The 15250-nt window shown below is 36.8% G+C and carries 16 protein-coding genes and 2 tRNA genes; 12 read left to right on the top strand and 6 right to left on the bottom strand.

Annotation, left to right across the window (positions count from 1 at the left end):
* Positions 1-450: a MerR family transcriptional regulator gene (locus LCM02_RS09140; protein WP_224928421.1), complete on the top strand. Its 450-nt coding sequence runs from the start codon at positions 1-3 to the stop codon at positions 448-450.
* A 30-nt stretch (positions 451-480) separates the two neighbouring features.
* Here LCM02_RS09140 and LCM02_RS09135 read toward each other — a convergent pair whose 3' ends face one another.
* Positions 481-3516, bottom strand: coding sequence for an AsmA family protein (locus LCM02_RS09135; protein WP_224928417.1), 3036 nt, complete (start codon positions 3514-3516; stop codon positions 481-483).
* Between the two features lie 263 nt (positions 3517-3779).
* Here LCM02_RS09135 and LCM02_RS09130 point away from each other — a divergent pair, with 263 nt between their 5' ends.
* Positions 3780-4649 carry an SDR family oxidoreductase gene (locus tag LCM02_RS09130; RefSeq protein ID WP_224928414.1) on the top strand — a complete coding sequence of 290 codons (870 nt, stop codon included), beginning with the start codon at positions 3780-3782 and terminating at the stop codon, positions 4647-4649.
* 21 nt (positions 4650-4670) lie between these two features.
* On the opposite strand, the gene LCM02_RS09125 is transcribed toward LCM02_RS09130, so the two are convergent.
* The gene (locus LCM02_RS09125; RefSeq protein WP_224928411.1) at positions 4671-5387 is read right to left on the bottom strand and encodes a hypothetical protein; all 717 of its coding nucleotides are present in this window, start codon (positions 5385-5387) and stop codon (positions 4671-4673) included.
* Between the two features lie 337 nt (positions 5388-5724).
* On the opposite strand from LCM02_RS09125, the gene LCM02_RS09120 reads away from it, so the two are divergent.
* Positions 5725-6516 carry a class II glutamine amidotransferase gene (locus LCM02_RS09120; RefSeq protein WP_224928408.1) on the top strand — a complete coding sequence of 264 codons (792 nt, stop codon included), beginning with the start codon at positions 5725-5727 and terminating at the stop codon, positions 6514-6516.
* 34 nt (positions 6517-6550) lie between these two features.
* On the opposite strand, the gene LCM02_RS09115 is transcribed toward LCM02_RS09120, so the two are convergent.
* Positions 6551-7390, bottom strand: a complete 840-nt coding sequence (locus LCM02_RS09115; RefSeq protein ID WP_224928405.1) for a DUF4382 domain-containing protein — start codon at positions 7388-7390, stop codon at positions 6551-6553.
* 212 nt (positions 7391-7602) lie between these two features.
* Between LCM02_RS09115 and LCM02_RS09110 the strand changes: the two genes are divergently transcribed.
* The 4 genes from LCM02_RS09110 (at position 7603) to LCM02_RS09095 (ending at position 10677) form a co-directional block, all read left to right on the top strand.
* Positions 7603-8247 carry a hypothetical protein gene (locus LCM02_RS09110; RefSeq protein WP_224928400.1) on the top strand — a complete coding sequence of 215 codons (645 nt, stop codon included), beginning with the start codon at positions 7603-7605 and terminating at the stop codon, positions 8245-8247.
* A 156-nt stretch (positions 8248-8403) separates the two neighbouring features.
* Complete coding sequence (locus tag LCM02_RS09105; RefSeq protein ID WP_224928397.1) at positions 8404-8760, top strand: hypothetical protein; 357 nt, start codon at positions 8404-8406, stop codon at positions 8758-8760.
* Between the two features lie 337 nt (positions 8761-9097).
* Complete coding sequence (locus LCM02_RS09100) at positions 9098-9586, top strand: hypothetical protein (RefSeq protein WP_224928394.1); 489 nt, start codon at positions 9098-9100, stop codon at positions 9584-9586.
* 215 nt (positions 9587-9801) lie between these two features.
* Positions 9802-10677 carry a hypothetical protein gene (locus LCM02_RS09095; protein ID WP_224928390.1) on the top strand — a complete coding sequence of 292 codons (876 nt, stop codon included), beginning with the start codon at positions 9802-9804 and terminating at the stop codon, positions 10675-10677.
* Between the two features lie 117 nt (positions 10678-10794).
* Here LCM02_RS09095 and LCM02_RS09090 read toward each other — a convergent pair whose 3' ends face one another.
* From LCM02_RS09090 to LCM02_RS09080, 3 genes are all read right to left on the bottom strand, one after another.
* A complete protein-coding gene (locus LCM02_RS09090; RefSeq protein ID WP_224928385.1) occupies positions 10795-11043 on the bottom strand; it encodes a hypothetical protein in 249 nt (82 codons plus the stop codon).
* A gap of 174 nt (positions 11044-11217) precedes the next feature.
* Positions 11218-11303 (bottom strand) — tRNA-Leu (locus tag LCM02_RS09085).
* 26 nt (positions 11304-11329) lie between these two features.
* Positions 11330-11401, bottom strand: a tRNA-Gly gene (locus LCM02_RS09080).
* Between the two features lie 197 nt (positions 11402-11598).
* Here LCM02_RS09080 and cyoE point away from each other — a divergent pair.
* The 5 genes from cyoE (at position 11599) to LCM02_RS09055 (ending at position 15238) form a co-directional block, all read left to right on the top strand.
* Positions 11599-12492 (top strand): heme o synthase, encoded by an 894-nt coding sequence (gene cyoE, locus LCM02_RS09075; protein WP_224930197.1) that lies wholly within the window; start codon positions 11599-11601, stop codon positions 12490-12492.
* A gap of 3 nt (positions 12493-12495) precedes the next feature.
* Positions 12496-13056, top strand: a complete 561-nt coding sequence (locus LCM02_RS09070) for a cytochrome c oxidase subunit 3 (protein ID WP_224928382.1) — start codon at positions 12496-12498, stop codon at positions 13054-13056.
* Between the two features lie 126 nt (positions 13057-13182).
* Complete coding sequence (locus tag LCM02_RS09065; RefSeq protein ID WP_224928379.1) at positions 13183-14160, top strand: cytochrome c oxidase subunit 3; 978 nt, start codon at positions 13183-13185, stop codon at positions 14158-14160.
* A 12-nt stretch (positions 14161-14172) separates the two neighbouring features.
* The gene (locus LCM02_RS09060) at positions 14173-14520 is read left to right on the top strand and encodes a cytochrome C oxidase subunit IV family protein (protein ID WP_224928376.1); all 348 of its coding nucleotides are present in this window, start codon (positions 14173-14175) and stop codon (positions 14518-14520) included.
* Positions 14521-14587: 67 nt separating this feature from the next.
* Entirely contained in the window at positions 14588-15238 is a 651-nt protein-coding gene (locus LCM02_RS09055; protein ID WP_224928373.1) for a hypothetical protein, read from the top strand.
* Positions 15239-15250: the final 12 nt, after the last annotated feature.

The raw sequence follows: 15250 nt of genomic DNA, 5'->3' as shown, positions 1-15250 counted from the left end.
ATGGACAAAACGCTTGAATATACAATAACTGATCCTATTTATACCTTGGCTGTCGCCTCAAGATTGTCGGAAACACCTACACATTCCATAAGGCAATATATAGACAAAGGATTGATAATTCCTTTTAAAACGGCCAAAAAAAGACATCTTTTTTCAGAGGTCGATATTCAAAAATTAAAAAGTATTAAGAAATACCTGAAGGCTCAAGGGCTCAATATTGCCGGGATCAATGCGCTTTTTTCTGTAATCCCCTGTTGGGCGATAAAATCCTGTGATTTGGAACACAGATATCAATGTGATGCCTATAATTCAATGGCCAAACCATGTTGGATGGCTTCCAATAAAGGCCCCAATTGTCAAAATGAAGATTGTCGTGTTTGTGATGTTTATATTTTTCCGGAAAAGTTTTCCAATCCGAAAGAATGTATTAAGCAAATGACAAACCATTGAATTCAGGCAGTCAATCTCGTTAATTATAGATTAAAAAGGAAGGCTTTGAATAACTTCATTCTTTCTTCGGATCAGTGTGCTATCCGCTTTTTTTCTTTGTCTTTCTTTTGTTGAAAACAAGTGCTTGTATTTAGCTTTGGTAATTTTGAAATCCATGTCCTCTTCCGTACCCTTCAAGTCTAAACCTGCTTTGAAGGGCATGGGAGATTTTAATATGGAAACGTGATAGTCATAGGTGAGATCCAGATTATGATGCCCCCCAATGGCAACCCTATAGCGGTCTACGGTAACTACGGAGGGGAAAATTTCTATCTGTTTGTCCTTGAAGATCATGGCAAATTCCAATTTATCAATGGTGTTTTTTTCCTTATTTTTAAAGAACAGCATTTTTGCCATTTTTTCGAAAGTCTTACCACTAAGTATCACCAGGTCCGTACCCGTCACATGGGCCATGGCGTCAATTGAAGCGGCATTCATATCAAGATTTTTATCGATTTTAGAATTACCTTTCATTCTGGCGTTCACTTTACCCTCAAAAGAATCTACCATGGGTAATAAGGTGTCCAGAACAGGAAGCAAATCGGTTAATTTTGACAGATCGATGTCATATATTTTAAAGTCAAAGTCTAAGCCGGCAACACCCTTGACCTTAGATTCATAGGCAGCAGAGGTTGTCATTTTAGCAGCCATCGTGGTCATTTGAAGGTTCGACAGATCAATTTTCTGGTCCTTAATCGTGATTACTCCGTATAGGTCATTGATGTTAAAGGTTTTATAATTAACCTCTTTAAAATTACTTTTAAGGCTAAGATCGAGTTTCTTTGGTACAACAAAGGATTTAGGTTGTTCTGCAGGGGTGTTTTTTTCAAGGCCAGTTAAAACAATTTCTTCAGGCTCCTTTTGTCTTGATTTTTCACCCTCATTAATTGCCTGAACAATTTCATTGATATCGAGTAATTCTGAATGAACCTCAAGTTCTCCCTTTAAGATCTGATTGTTAAAAAATGCATCTCCAAATTCATATAATTTCCCTGTGGCTTCGATATCTGAATTTCCAATTTCAAGTTTTGCATGATCGAGGCTGATTACTCCGGGTTTAAAGCTGAATTTTGTTTTTGGCATCTTGAGCAACAATGGAAACTCCGGGGTGTAACCGTAAAGTTCATCAAAAGATATGTTACCAGATATGGGCCATTTATTGCCTTGTTTTGTGGATTGTAACTGATATGCTCCTTTTATTACGGCAAAGAATCTGCCTTTTGATTTTACACCCGTCGAATCAATTTCAAAATCTGACGAGAGAAATGGGGTCTTCGGATTTCCTGAATCTGGTTGAAGGTTAATATTGGCCTTTACATATTTTAGTTTCGCCATCAGGGTATCACCGAGATTGAAATTACCGTTTTCGATCAGGACCCTTGATTTCAATGTAGCTATTTGAGTAGTATCCCTGAGAGGAGTTGTTGCAAATTTTATATCAAGATGATCAAGATTTCCTGCAGAAACCGATCCGGCTTTGAATTCCAGATTATTGATGCTGATCTTTCCGGCCCTGACTTTGTTCTTTGTTTCAGTAAGAAGCGTACTGTTCTGTTCCTGCCGGACATGAATAGAGGCCTTTTCTAAAAGCAACAACAAACTGTCAGCCTCATTGTGAAAAGTAATTTGATCCATATTCATTGAGCCAAGAAGCTCCAACTTTCCATAATCCTGATTTTTCAGATCATTCAAATTAAAAGCAGCCTCCAGATCAATATCACCTGTCCCTCCAAGATTTAGACTTTTCTTTAATGGGAGGCTTTTTTCCAGGGACTCCAGATCTATTCTACCTTTTGCTGATAAATCCAGATCTGCATTCTGAAATAGGTTTTCACCGGTGCCGAGCAGGGTGATCTCAGTTCCGACTCCTTTTAAAATGAACTCATTAATTTTAAAATGAGATCCGGATTGAATCTGCGGGGATATATATATTTCGGCATCAACCTCAAGTAAATCAATTTTGTGGGGCTTGTCTTTATAGGCCAGGGATCCGTCATTTACTTTAAATAATGTCGTAACAGATGGTGTCTGACCTTTTTTATAAATTCCCTTAATGTCTGCTCTGATTGTCACATCTCCCTCTGCCGTATAATTTTTTGATTTTTCAAAAACAGATTCAGGAATAAGATCAATAATAGTTGATAAAGAAGGCACCTTAAGATCAAGATTCATGTCGACATCGATCTGTTTTTCCTGCCTGTCGGGACCAAGTGTTCCATTGGCAAGAAATTCAATATCATTTATTCCCACCAGCGCATTTTTTACATGAATAAGTCTTGTTTTTCGGTTTACATGGAAATCAGTATGAATCATCATTGATAACTGATCCGTATAAGTGTTTCCTTTTTTCCTCAAAATCACATTATCACTTTGAGTTTCTAAATTGAGGACTATTTCTTTATCGCTGTATTCCGCGGACAAATTCATGTCGAAACCTTCTACTGTAGCATAATTTTCACTGTACCGGTCATCAAATATGAGTTTCCCGTTAATAATAGAGATCTCCTCAATATCAATAGTTGCATCAAATTTCTCATCAGATTTTTCGGGTTGAGAGATACTGTCAATCGGTTCTGCATCAGAAGGTTTGAGGATATCCCAGTTTACCTCACCATCAGGAGAAACATAAGCATTGATTAACGGGTTTTCAAAAGAGAATTTGTTGATCTTGATTTTATCATTCAAGAATGCAATGGGATTGACACTGATCACCCCGTAATCAAATTTGATAAGCGTATCATTTAGGGCAGTATCTTCTTCAATTGATATGGGCGTGTTAGTTTGAATATAACCATTTTCAAGCTCAAGCTTAAAACTTGGAAACGTCTTAAAAAAAGTAAGTTCGATCGCGTCAATACTCAGTTCAGCATTAAGATTCTTATTAATTGCGGCAACTACTTTAGGGGTTATTTTTTCCGGAGTGAGAACAAATTGAAACGCAACACCTATCGCTATTGCAATCAATAAAATAATCGAAACAAGGGCAATACCAATGTATTTAGTGATTTTAATGATCCTGAGTTTCATGGGTTATGGTTTTGAAATCAGACAATTAGGAGCGTATTTTTTGTCTCCTCTAAAATACGAATTATTTGAGTTGTTTGTGATACGGTTTGAGGGACTGAAAATATGGTCTCATTATTCAGGGCAGATTCTTCCCCGGTAACTAAATGTAGATTTTCGGAAAGTTTAAATTGAGTTTCGTCCTAACATCTGCAATATTTTGTCTTTACTTTTCTATTTTCACAATGAGTATTATAATTTAACAATAACTTAATTAAGACAGGGATATGAAGACAGTATTGATTACAGGAGCAAACAGGGGAATTGGACTGGAAACCTCTTTAGTTTTTGCAAAAGCGGGATATAAGGTATTTGCAACTATGAGAAATCCAGATCATGCAATTCAGTTAAAGGAAAGAATGTTAAACGATAAGTTTGGAATAGTTGTGATGAAAATGGACGTTGATTCCGATGATTCTGTAAATGAATGCATCAGCAAGATTTATCAAGACAGCGGATCGGTTGACGTACTTGTAAACAATGCAGGCATTGAGCGCCACGGTGCAATTGAAGAAATGGATATTTCGGTTTTTAAGGAAGTTATGGAAACCAATTATTTCGGAATTGTACGTTGCGTCAAAGCTGTCTTGCCCAAAATGAGAGAAGCAAAAAAAGGATGCATTATCAATATTGCATCGGTTGCAGGAAGAATTTCAAGTTCTCCACTTGCTCCTTATGCAGCGTCCAAATTTGCAGTTGAAGCCTTTAGTGAAGCCCTTGCTCAGGAAGTAAAATCGTTCAATATCAGAGTTGGAATTATCGAGCCCGGGATCATTAACACTGATATGGCCAGAGATATAAGACATGGAGAACCTAATTCTAACTATCCTCAGTCTTTCAGGTTTGGAGGTATGTTTGCTGCTTCACTTGAAAATCCAACTTCCCCGATAATGGTGGCTGATACCATCTTAAGTGTTGCAGAGAGTGAATCTTGGACGCTAAGATATCCTGTTGGTCCGGATGCTCAGCCATTCCTTGACTGGAGGAAGGGTATGACCGACGAGCAATGGGTAGACTGGAACGCTCAGAATGATGATGATTGGTATGATGCGGTGAAGGAAACTTTTGGGCTGGATGCGAGAATAAATGTGGAGTAGGTGATTTCAATAAATCAGGGCCTAAAAATAATCTGCCTCTTCGAGTTCAGGCTTAACGGCCTGCTCTTTTTTCCATGAAATTAATTCAAAACTATCCTGGACCAGTTTGATCTGTTTTAAGTTTTTATCGGATTTATTTCTCAAATTATTTAATCGATAATCCACGATCATTGAGCCGATCAAATAACCGGTAAGAAAAAATAGTCCGGTGATCACCACGATGAGTAGCATATGACTCCAGAATTCTTCGAAATTCAGCACAGAGTCAGCCGGAGTTTCAACAAACCCTAATTCATCAATTACGACAAAAGGAAATTTAAAATATTCTTTTATGCCTTGCCCCAAGGTTTCAAATTTCAAATGAATAAAGCGGAGTGAGGACAAAACATATGCAATGAATGAAATTCCAAATCCTACCATCAGTGAATATTCCTTTCTGTATGAAGCCAGAAATTTATCATCTAATTTCCGGATGTCAAGATTACTTTTACGTGTAATCCATTTTTTCAGGCTGAAAATTCTACGATATTTATTGACGTAAATTTTAGAATATACCATCCATAAATAAATGATGAATAGCGGTGTCAGAACTACAAGCAATGTCGTTATTGACAATAGACCAATAGTTACCAATTCGGTGAGGGATTCAGATTTTAGTATCGCCATGTCATTATTGGGTCTGAGGTCTGAGCTGTTTTGAATTAATAAATAATTCAAAATGATTATCCAATGTGTCATTTCGTGGTTAATTGTCTTCAAGATAGAATAGAGAATTCAAAACCACAAACCATAAGGGATGAATAACACATATTTTTTAACGGAGAGCCAATAATCTTTTTCGAAGCGATTGATCACGGTGTTGAACTGAGTTATATTGTGAAACTATTTTATTGAATTGAATACATTTTTTTGCTGAATTCATCAGAGAATTTAAGTACTGGAATAATATAAATCACTAACTTTAAGAGTAGATAATGTTAGATTTATAAGGGATATATTTATGTGTAGATTCATAGCTTACCTAGGTAAACCAATTTTTGCAGATGAGTTGCTTCTCAAGCCGAAAAATTCTTTGATGAAGCAAAGTTATCACGCTTTGGAGTCGGAAGTGACGGTAAATGGAGATGGCTTTGGAATAGGATGGTACAACCATTTTAGAAGGAAGGAGCCGGCATTGTTCAGGTCGATTCGCCCGGCCTGGAATGATGAGAATCTGTCTTATAATGCTTCAATGATAAAGACAAACTGTCTTTTGGCCCATATAAGGGCCGCAACCCAGGGTAGTGTTTCTATTGAGAACAGCCATCCTTTCCAATACAAGGAATTTTTAATGATGCAAAACGGAGGGATACCTGAATTCGGTAAAATTAAAAGAAAGCTGATCAATCGTCTTGATGAAGAATCTTTTGAGTGGATTCAGGGGCAGACGGACACCCAATATATTTTTGCTTTGTTTATGACCATTACCGGAGAATGGAGAAAAAATAAAGACGAATTGTCTTTTGATGATTTATCTGCATGTCTTTCTGAGACCTTTAGCGAAATTGAAGACATGAAAAAAGAAGTTGGTGTTGAGGGGCCTTCCTTATACAACCTTGTATTAACCAATGGTAAGGCAATGATCGCTACACGTTACAGTACGAACCCTGAATTAGAGACCAGATCTCTGCATATAGCCAGTAATGCAGAATGCTATACCTGTGGGGAAGGATTTCTAAAGTTTAAATCAATTGAGCCAAAGGAAAGGGCAATTTTGATCTCTTCAGAGGTTCTGACAGAAAAAAAAGAACACTGGACGGCAGTACCTGAGAATCATTGCATCATGGTGGGAGAAGATTTGACCGTGGATATTAAGCCTCTTAAATAGAGATCCTTGAGAAATTTGGATGAATATTTCTCAATCAGGAAACCGGAACCATTAATTCTATGGTTCCTGTGTCAGTGGTTTCTCCTGCAACTACCTCAATGGTTTGAGATTCATAAATAATGTAGTTGAAATCCTCAATTTTAATTTTATATTCTCCGGGGTCAAGACCTCTCACTATAAAATTGCCTTCTGAATTGGTAGCTGTTTCAGTTATTTCAACATTATCCATAGTGTAAACAGTCACAGAGGCTCCTTCTATTGGTATCGCATCAACAAGATTGTCACCTTCAATTGGTTTCCCTACTACCTTCCCTCTAATAGACCCTGAATTTACTTCTGTATTTACTCTAATCACGGGTTTCAAATTGTACTTTCCGGAGTTTCCGGCTTTTACAACCGATTTTTGAACATCCCAATCCAGAATGAATGTGTATGAGTATCCCGGTTCCAATTCAGTATTTGTTTTTAGCTTTAATCCTGATTGTTGTCCGCTTGGGGTGTCCAGATTTATGGGATTTGCCTCTCCTTCTACGACGAGTGTGTTATTATCACCAAGTACCAGTCTGATTTGTTGCAGCATCCCTGAAGGAATGATGACATCGGATAACAGGAGTTCGTTCCCCGCAATGAGTTCAGTCAGATCTACTATAATGGGAGAAAAATCATCCTCCGTAATACTTTTCCATCCTTCATCGTCTTCTGTACTGTTGTAAAGAACATCAATGATTTCTACATTCACCTCTTGGTAATCACCAGGGGCATCTATTAACTTTAACTGAACTCTCGAAGTATTTTCGGGATTATCATCACTACAACTGTGAAGGCCCAAAATCGCAAATAGACATATTGCGACCATAAATATATTTTTATTCATAGCATTTTTAATTTTAGTGTAAACTTAAAACCCATTTCTAAAGGAATTCTTAAGAGGATCAGTTTTAATTTCTCATGCAGTAAATGTGCCTTTTGAATTAGGATTGTGAAAAACGATAAATTCATTTAGATTTGTAAAAAGCATTGCGTCCGAATGACATATTTCTGTTTATGGAGGCTTGATAACCAGTTTAAAAAGGAGAAATTAGAATCATGAAATCAAACTTTTCAAAAACCCTTATGTACTTGATTCCGGGTTTAATAGCATATATTTTGGCCTCATACTACCTGAACTCGATCCATGGATTTTCGGTTGATTCTAACTTCTTGAATTATGGGATACCTCTCCTAATTGCTCTCGTGATTACAGTTCTCTATAATTTTTCCAGATTGAGGACGGTAGTAACGAACTACAAAAAGAGAAAGATAGAGTTGTTAATTAAGACTACGCTGTTCAGTCTATATACATCCAAAGTGACTGATGAGCAGAAACAATATCTTTTTTCAGAGGACAGGCTCATGAATATTTTCTTTGAATTGATCAATGAAAACGATGCATTGAGGGGCAAAGAGGTCAAGGGGAATATTAATGAGATCATCTGGACTTCCCTTGCAGATCTTGGAATTTTGAGTCTATTCTGCTCCATTGCTTTTTTTGTCAGTATTTTCTTTTTTCCTGAGATTGAAAGTGAACTTATCATCAAGGGCTTTGGAATAAGTTTATTATCGATTATAGCACTGGCAGCACACAATCTTTCCTTTATAAAATTGATCGATCTGTCGAACAAAGTTTTGGTCTATATCGAGAATAATCTCATCAATCAACTTGATCAAAAGATAAGAAACACCTTGAGTTAATTTCTAGAATTATTTGGAAGAAGCTGTGATAAATATCATTTTCTGTAAAAAACACCCTCTACAGGGTGTATGAAATCAAACCATTTATCAACAATCCTGGATAAAATTCGGATGATTCTCTAATTTTAAGGGTCATCTTCATCAGCAATAAATTACATGCCTACAATCAAAAAAATTGCAATTGTTTTATTTAAAGGCGTATATGATTATGTGCCGAAAGATAAGTTACAGGAGTATAACAATGAATTTTTTCAAAGACAAAGATTCGATGCCCGGTTTGTCATGAAGTTTTTCTCAAGGTATATTGATTTCGAGAAATGGGTAAAGAATCCTAAACAGGAGTATGACGTGTTATTATTTAATTATTGGTTAACGGAAGTCTGTACCTATGGACTAACCGGTCTGAAAGGATCTACTATAATCAATGAATTTCGCAATCATAGAAATAGGATCATCAACAAACGATTAAAGGATTATGCTAAATCCAAATTGAAAGACAAAGATAAGAGGTAATCGCGAGTCTGCCAATCAAGATAATTTAGGCTTATTTTTTCATTTCGGCACCAAACTATCCGGAGTTGCTAAAAGTCTGTATAAGTCCAAATCGGAAGGCTGTGTGTGCATGTTTGAGATGGTAATTCCCCCAATTTTTAATCTCCCATACGCAAATCGAAAATATTTATATCAGTTGAGAATTTAAGTACCCTCATCAGGGTATATTGCTGATATAATGACATTTATCACAATCTACCACCTAATTTGGTTATAAGTTTATAAGTGCTTACGGTAAGCCGTAAAGAAAATTTATCTATTTCAGATATCATTGTTGCATTAATCAAAATTGTAAATCATGAAAAAAGCATTGTCTATTCTATTTTTTTTACTTTCAATCTCATCCGTGTCGGTCGCTCAAGTTGAATTAAAAGGGTTCCAATTAGGGCAACCATATGAAGGTGAAGAAGTAAATATGACAACTGTTGGAGGAATCGATGGAGCGATTATGGTCAGTCAAATTAATGATGGCAGAGCATATATGATATTTTTCGTTCCTTCTGAAGATGGAGAGACACTTAGGAGGGTTTATAACTCAGATGTTACTAGATTGAAAAATGGGTTAGAAAAAAAATATGGAATAAAATTCAAAAGGAGGGCTAAAAATTCATACTCTGATGATGATTACTACCTAAGAGCGACTAAAGAAGGAGTTCAGTATACAATTATTGTGGATAGCAATGAATATATGGAGCCCCCAACTGAAATGAAGTTATATCTCGTAAATACTGAACTTGATAAAATAAATCAAAAAGAGGAACAACAGAAAGCAAATTCTGATTTCTAAATTACTCAAAATCAATTCAAAATTACCCCTTACATACTAGTAGGGGTTGTCCTTTCATTTAAGCCAGGCGGATATTCTCACGGGTGTATGTTTGAGCTTTTAAGATACCCTCACATGGGTATTAAAATGATGATAATCAATTATATAATTGACCTAAATCATTTAATAGCATTTTTCATGGAATTAATTTTAGTCTAATTTAAAATTTATGAATCATGAAGAAACTTTTTGTACTCTTATTAACGCTATTCGTAATCAATTCTTGCGACGAAGACACTACAATTATCGACTCTACTGCCGATAAGAAAGCCCCTAAAGTGGATGTATGCCACTATGATGAAGCTACTAGATCATGGAAAACTATCTCTGTCAATCAAAACGCTCTGAAAGCTCATTTAGCACACGGAGATTTTGAAGGAGGATGTGACAGAAAGACCTATGTTCCCGATGATACGTTTGAAAGAAGATTGATCGCAATGGGGTTAGATGTTGAATTAGATGATTATGTCTTAACTATGAATATACATAACTTGGAAGAATTATGGTTTCCAACTGGGGATTTTCCACCAGGGCCTGGTCCAAGTTGGTATTTATATGATTTAACCGGTATAGAGGACTTTATTGCTCTAAGAAAGTTATCAATTGGATGTAATCCAATTGACACAATTGACTTGAGTGCTAACATAAATTTAGAAGAGCTGTATCTTGGTGGGGGATATTTTACATCATTAGATTTAAGTAATAACCTTAAATTAAAGAGTGTTTCAATTGTTGAAGGATTTGGATCCTGTGGTAGTGAATTACAAATGGATATTGATTTAACAAAAAATATCCTTTTAGAAAGGTTTGAAACTGATTCTTACACATACTTAGAATTGGATTTGTCCAAGAATATTCTCCTATCCACTTTAAGTATAACTACTGGATCAATTCTTGCATTGAATTTGAGGAATGGTAATAATAGGAATCTTACTTTTTATTCGGTTGGTATGGTTGGATTAGATTGTATGGAGGTTGATGACCCTGAATGGTCAGAGAATAATTGGGTAATTCCGTATTCGGGAGTTTACTCAACAGACTGCGGTTACTAAATAATAATTAAAATAGATTTGTTTTAACCCCTTACACACCAGTAGGGGTTTTTCTTTCAAAATGGTACAAACCTTATCAACACCAACAGTACCTTCTTAGTAATTTTGAAGGGTGATTTATACAGAATACTTTGCGGTCAAGCTTTCGACCAAATCTACTCTAATCGTATAATCATTGTGCCAAAAATCCCTTGAATGCCTGTTTGGTTCTATTAGGTTCGTCCTTTCACAATATAAATTATTTACAACATCGAACCTTTGTGCTATTCCTTTTGGCAGTGCTTCGAGGTTAAATGGAGTGGTAGAATCAATCAAGCTGTTTAAAAGAGGCAATTTTGAAGCTATTCGAAGATGTCTTATTCGCATAATCAAAGATTTTCATCAAAACTAGTCCTTTATGAAATTGAAAGAAATGATCAATATCATTTAACAATAAGAAAAAACTAAAGAATAAATGGAAGTTACTGACTAAATACTGACTCGATATAAAACAAGAAAACCTTAACTTACTATAAAATAGTTTGTTAAGGTTTTTCTCTGTACTCGGAGCGGGACTTGAACCCGCACGGACATTACTGTCCATTGGATTTTAAGTCCAACGTGTCTACCAATTCCACCATCCGAGCCTGTGTTTTTGGTTTTAGTAATGCAGAGCGAAAGACGGGATTTGAACCCGCGACCCTCACCTTGGCAAGGTGATGCTCTACCCCTGAGCTACTTTCGCATAAATTTTTATTCAATGAACAAATCGATGTCTATCATCTGAACCTAAGAACGAAAGAAACACCTCTTTCTGCTTAGGAGGCGCAAATTTAAAACATTTTCATAAATCCCAAAGGATTTTCGATCATATTTTTCAGTTTTTTTTATATGGTTAATCTCAATTAATGGATATATTTGCAGCGATTTTAAGAACAGGTGATTAACAAGGTGGAGACGGCAGTGATTCGACATAATTATTTTGATGATATTAAGCAATTGACAAAATTTGGTTTATCGCTAAGTGTCGTCTTTTCATCCATTGCGGGTTACTTACTTGCCGCCGAAGTAATAGATTATCAAATCGTTCTTTTGTTGTCAATTGGAGGCTATTGTATGGTTGGAGCTTCGAATGCCTTCAATCAGATCATCGAACGAGGGCCGGATGCCGTGATGAAAAGGACCATGGACCGTCCGATTCCTGCAGGGAGGATATCTGTTAATGTTGCCATGATCATTGCCGTGTTATTGACCTTGTCTGGTTTAGTGATTCTTTACTCAATAAATCAGAAAACGGCGCTTTTCGGGGCGGTTTCAATTTTCTTATATACCAGTGCCTATACACCCTTGAAACCGGTCACACCTCTTTCTGTATTTGTTGGGGCAATTCCGGGGGCGATTCCTTTTATGCTGGGCTGGGTGGCAGCAACCGACAAGTTTGGTATTGAACCGGGAATTCTTTTTATGATTCAGTTTTTTTGGCAGTTTCCTCATTTCTGGGCCATTGGCTGGCTTCAGTTTGATGAGTACAAGAAAGCCGGATTTAATTTGATGCCAACAGGTGAAAAGAACAAGAAAGCATCAAAGCTGGTTATCATTTACACGCTTTTTATGCTTGTCGTTTCTATTTTTCCGGTATTCCGGCTGACTGGAGATCTTTATTTGTTACCATTTTCTGCGGTGCTCATTTTTCTTCTGGGACTTGTTATGCTGTATTATGGGGTAAAACTCCATACAGATCAAACCGATAAAATGGCAAGGAAGTTGATGCTTTCTAGCGTGTTGTATATAACCTTGATACAGATCATTTTTGTGATCGATAAATTTTTGCATTAAACCATGGAACAAAAAACGAGAGAAAAGTCATATAAGCAGATGTTGTGGATATCGATGATCAGTATGACCATGATGTTTGCGGGTCTGACAAGTGCCTATGTAGTAAGTAAAGGAAGAGAGGATTGGGTTAGTTTTGATTTACCGGGTTCCTTTTATATCAGTACCATCTTAATCGTTTTGAGCAGTATCTCTTTTGTATTGGCCAAAAGAGCCTTGATGTCTGGTTCTCAATCCAAAACAACACTTTTATTGGCCGTAACACTTTTATTGGGACTGGGATTCGTATTCTTTCAATTCAGTGGTTTTAATGAACTGATCGATGCTGGACTGTATACCACGGGGCCCCAAAGCAATGTGGCTTCTTCGTTCCTTTATGTCATTACAGCAACCCACCTGCTGCATATTTTTGTTGGAATTCTGGTTCTGGCCTGGGTGCTTTTTAGAAATATAAGGGGTAAATATTCTCCGGAAAGCCATCTGGGCATGTCTTTAAGTGCGATTTTCTGGCACTTTGTGGATGCCTTATGGATATATCTGTTCATCTTTTTCTATTTTATCCGATAGCACCAACATTTTTGGCTTATTAATTCTATTTATCAATTATTTTTATATTTTTGCTGCACCGGAGAAAACATGATAAATGTCAGTTTTTTTCAGATTGTATAAGATCAATTAAATTAAACTTTTTATATGGAGGCAACAGTTGCTGATACCTCAAAAGGAGGAGTTTGGAGCGGAGGAGGAAGTAGACCATTCGATGCGAGTTATGGAAAAATGATGATGTGGTTCTTCATCATGTCCGATGCCCTGACTTTCTCAGGATTTCTGGGTGCATACGGATTGATCCGCTATAAATTTTTAGATTCCTGGCCGATTGCCGATGAGGTCTTTACACACATTCCTTTTATTCACGGAGATTTCCCAATGTACTATGTGGCCTTCATGACATTCATCCTGATCTTTTCATCGGTAACCATGGTGCTGGCGGTTGATGCAGGTAAGCATATGCAGAAGAACAAGGTTATCGTTTATATGGGACTGACCATTATAGGAGGTTTGATCTTCCTTGGATCACAGGCCTGGGAATGGAAGACCTTTATCAATGGTAGTTATGGCGCACTTCAGCTTGAAGATGGAAAGATCGTACAGTTTGTTGATGCCTCCGGACATCAGGTGACTTTGGAGAGTTTTGCCTCTGATACACCTACTGACAGAGTACAGCATAAAAAAGAGAACGGGCTTTGGTTTGAATACGAATCAGCGCTTCCACCTGTAACCCTTCAGCAGGTAAAAGAAGGATTTGCTGCCAGTTCAGACATTTCAATGCGGACTGAACTTATTAATCTGGACACAAAGCAAAAGACAATAGTGTCGAGGGAAGAAGCAAATAAATATCTTGATAATGCGGTAAGAGTAGTGCAAGGTGCTAATCTAACAGAGAATGAATATGGTAAAACCTTGTTCGCTGACTTTTTCTTCTTCATTACAGGATTTCACGGATTCCACGTATTTTCGGGAATTATTATCAATATCATCATCTTTTTTAATGTGATCATTGGAACTTATGAAAGAAGAGGTCATTATGAAATGGTTGAAAAGGTTGGTTTATACTGGCACTTTGTAGACCTTGTATGGGTATTTGTTTTCACATTCTTCTATCTGATCTAAAAATAAACTTAAATGTCGCACGCAAAATCACACACAGCATTAATTTGGAAAGTTTTCGGCTTTCTTTCAATAGTTACCATCGTAGAGGTTTGGCTGGGTATAGTAAAACCGGATTCTTTGAACCTGACACAGGTTTTGGGGACAAGTATTTTGAATTGGATCTTTTTGATCCTTACGCTTGTCAAAGCCTATGGAATTGCCTGGTACTTTATGCACTTAAAGGATGAAAAAACCTGGTTCAGAAGAGCTATTGTATGGCCTGTTGTCTTTTTGATCGCCTATCTGGCCTTTTATCTTCTTTATGAAGGAGATTCCCTGGGCATTATTGACCAGAGCCTGACTAGATGGTCTTATAACTAGTAATTTACTGAATCGATAATAACAAGTGTTTTGAAATTTCAAAACACTTTTTTTATACCTTTGCACAATGTCAAAACCCGGCAAAAATACTCTAGTTTTATCGATATTGTTTTTCGGACCATTATTGTTCTATCTTTTTTTATTGACAGGTACCAATAATTTTGCGAAACTACCGGTTGTAACCACAGATGTAGAGGATGTCGCAGAATTTTCCAGGGAAGATTCGGTGACTTTAAAGAACAATATCAGCATTTTGTGTTTCCTTGGATCGGATCTTTTGCAGCATAAAACCAACGCCCTGAATTTAAATGAAAAGATCTATAAACATTTTTACGGATTCAAAGGATTTCAATTCGTAGTGGTTTTGCCCAAGGGGTCAGAGAAAGATGCTGCCCAGTTGAAGAAAGAACTGGGTGCCACGTATAACGTGGATAAGTGGCATTTTTTGTTCACGGATCCGTCCAGAGTTAAGAAGATCTTCGAAAGTTTGTCCACAACCTATACCCTGGACGAGAATTCGTATTCGCCTTATGCTTTTATAATCGATAGAGAATTGAACCTGAGAGGAAGAAACGATGAGGAAGCCCGTGAAGATGGATTGATGTATGGGTATAATGCTGAATCTGTAGCAACGGTTCACCAGGAAATGGTTGATGATGTTAAAGTGGTCATGGCAGAATACAGGCTGGCACTGAAAAAGAATAAGAGAGAGATCTAGAATCAAATATGT

The organism is Lutimonas saemankumensis (genome assembly GCF_020171465.1).
Taxonomy (GTDB): domain Bacteria; phylum Bacteroidota; class Bacteroidia; order Flavobacteriales; family Flavobacteriaceae; genus Lutimonas; species Lutimonas saemankumensis.
This window is presented reverse-complemented; position numbering and strand designations above follow the sequence as displayed.

Excerpts from the sequence above, each read along its gene's own strand:
- LCM02_RS09140 (WP_224928421.1), top strand. The coding sequence starts at position 1 with ATGGACAAAACGCTTGAATATACAATAACTGATCCTATTTATACCTTG.
- LCM02_RS09095 (WP_224928390.1), top strand. The coding sequence starts at position 9,802 with ATGAAGAAACTTTTTGTACTCTTATTAACGCTATTCGTAATCAATTCT.
- LCM02_RS09105 (WP_224928397.1), top strand. The coding sequence starts at position 8,404 with ATGCCTACAATCAAAAAAATTGCAATTGTTTTATTTAAAGGCGTATAT.
- LCM02_RS09110 (WP_224928400.1), top strand. The coding sequence starts at position 7,603 with ATGAAATCAAACTTTTCAAAAACCCTTATGTACTTGATTCCGGGTTTA.
- LCM02_RS09055 (WP_224928373.1), top strand. The coding sequence starts at position 14,588 with ATGTCAAAACCCGGCAAAAATACTCTAGTTTTATCGATATTGTTTTTC.
- LCM02_RS09100 (WP_224928394.1), top strand. The coding sequence starts at position 9,098 with ATGAAAAAAGCATTGTCTATTCTATTTTTTTTACTTTCAATCTCATCC.
- LCM02_RS09130 (WP_224928414.1), top strand. The coding sequence starts at position 3,780 with ATGAAGACAGTATTGATTACAGGAGCAAACAGGGGAATTGGACTGGAA.
- LCM02_RS09065 (WP_224928379.1), top strand. The coding sequence starts at position 13,183 with ATGGAGGCAACAGTTGCTGATACCTCAAAAGGAGGAGTTTGGAGCGGA.
- LCM02_RS09115 (WP_224928405.1), bottom strand. The coding sequence starts at position 7,390 with ATGAATAAAAATATATTTATGGTCGCAATATGTCTATTTGCGATTTTG.
- LCM02_RS09125 (WP_224928411.1), bottom strand. The coding sequence starts at position 5,387 with ATGACACATTGGATAATCATTTTGAATTATTTATTAATTCAAAACAGC.
- LCM02_RS09120 (WP_224928408.1), top strand. The coding sequence starts at position 5,725 with ATGAAGCAAAGTTATCACGCTTTGGAGTCGGAAGTGACGGTAAATGGA.
- LCM02_RS09060 (WP_224928376.1), top strand. The coding sequence starts at position 14,173 with ATGTCGCACGCAAAATCACACACAGCATTAATTTGGAAAGTTTTCGGC.
- LCM02_RS09070 (WP_224928382.1), top strand. The coding sequence starts at position 12,496 with ATGGAACAAAAAACGAGAGAAAAGTCATATAAGCAGATGTTGTGGATA.
- LCM02_RS09135 (WP_224928417.1), bottom strand. The coding sequence starts at position 3,516 with ATGAAACTCAGGATCATTAAAATCACTAAATACATTGGTATTGCCCTT.
- LCM02_RS09090 (WP_224928385.1), bottom strand. The coding sequence starts at position 11,043 with ATGCGAATAAGACATCTTCGAATAGCTTCAAAATTGCCTCTTTTAAAC.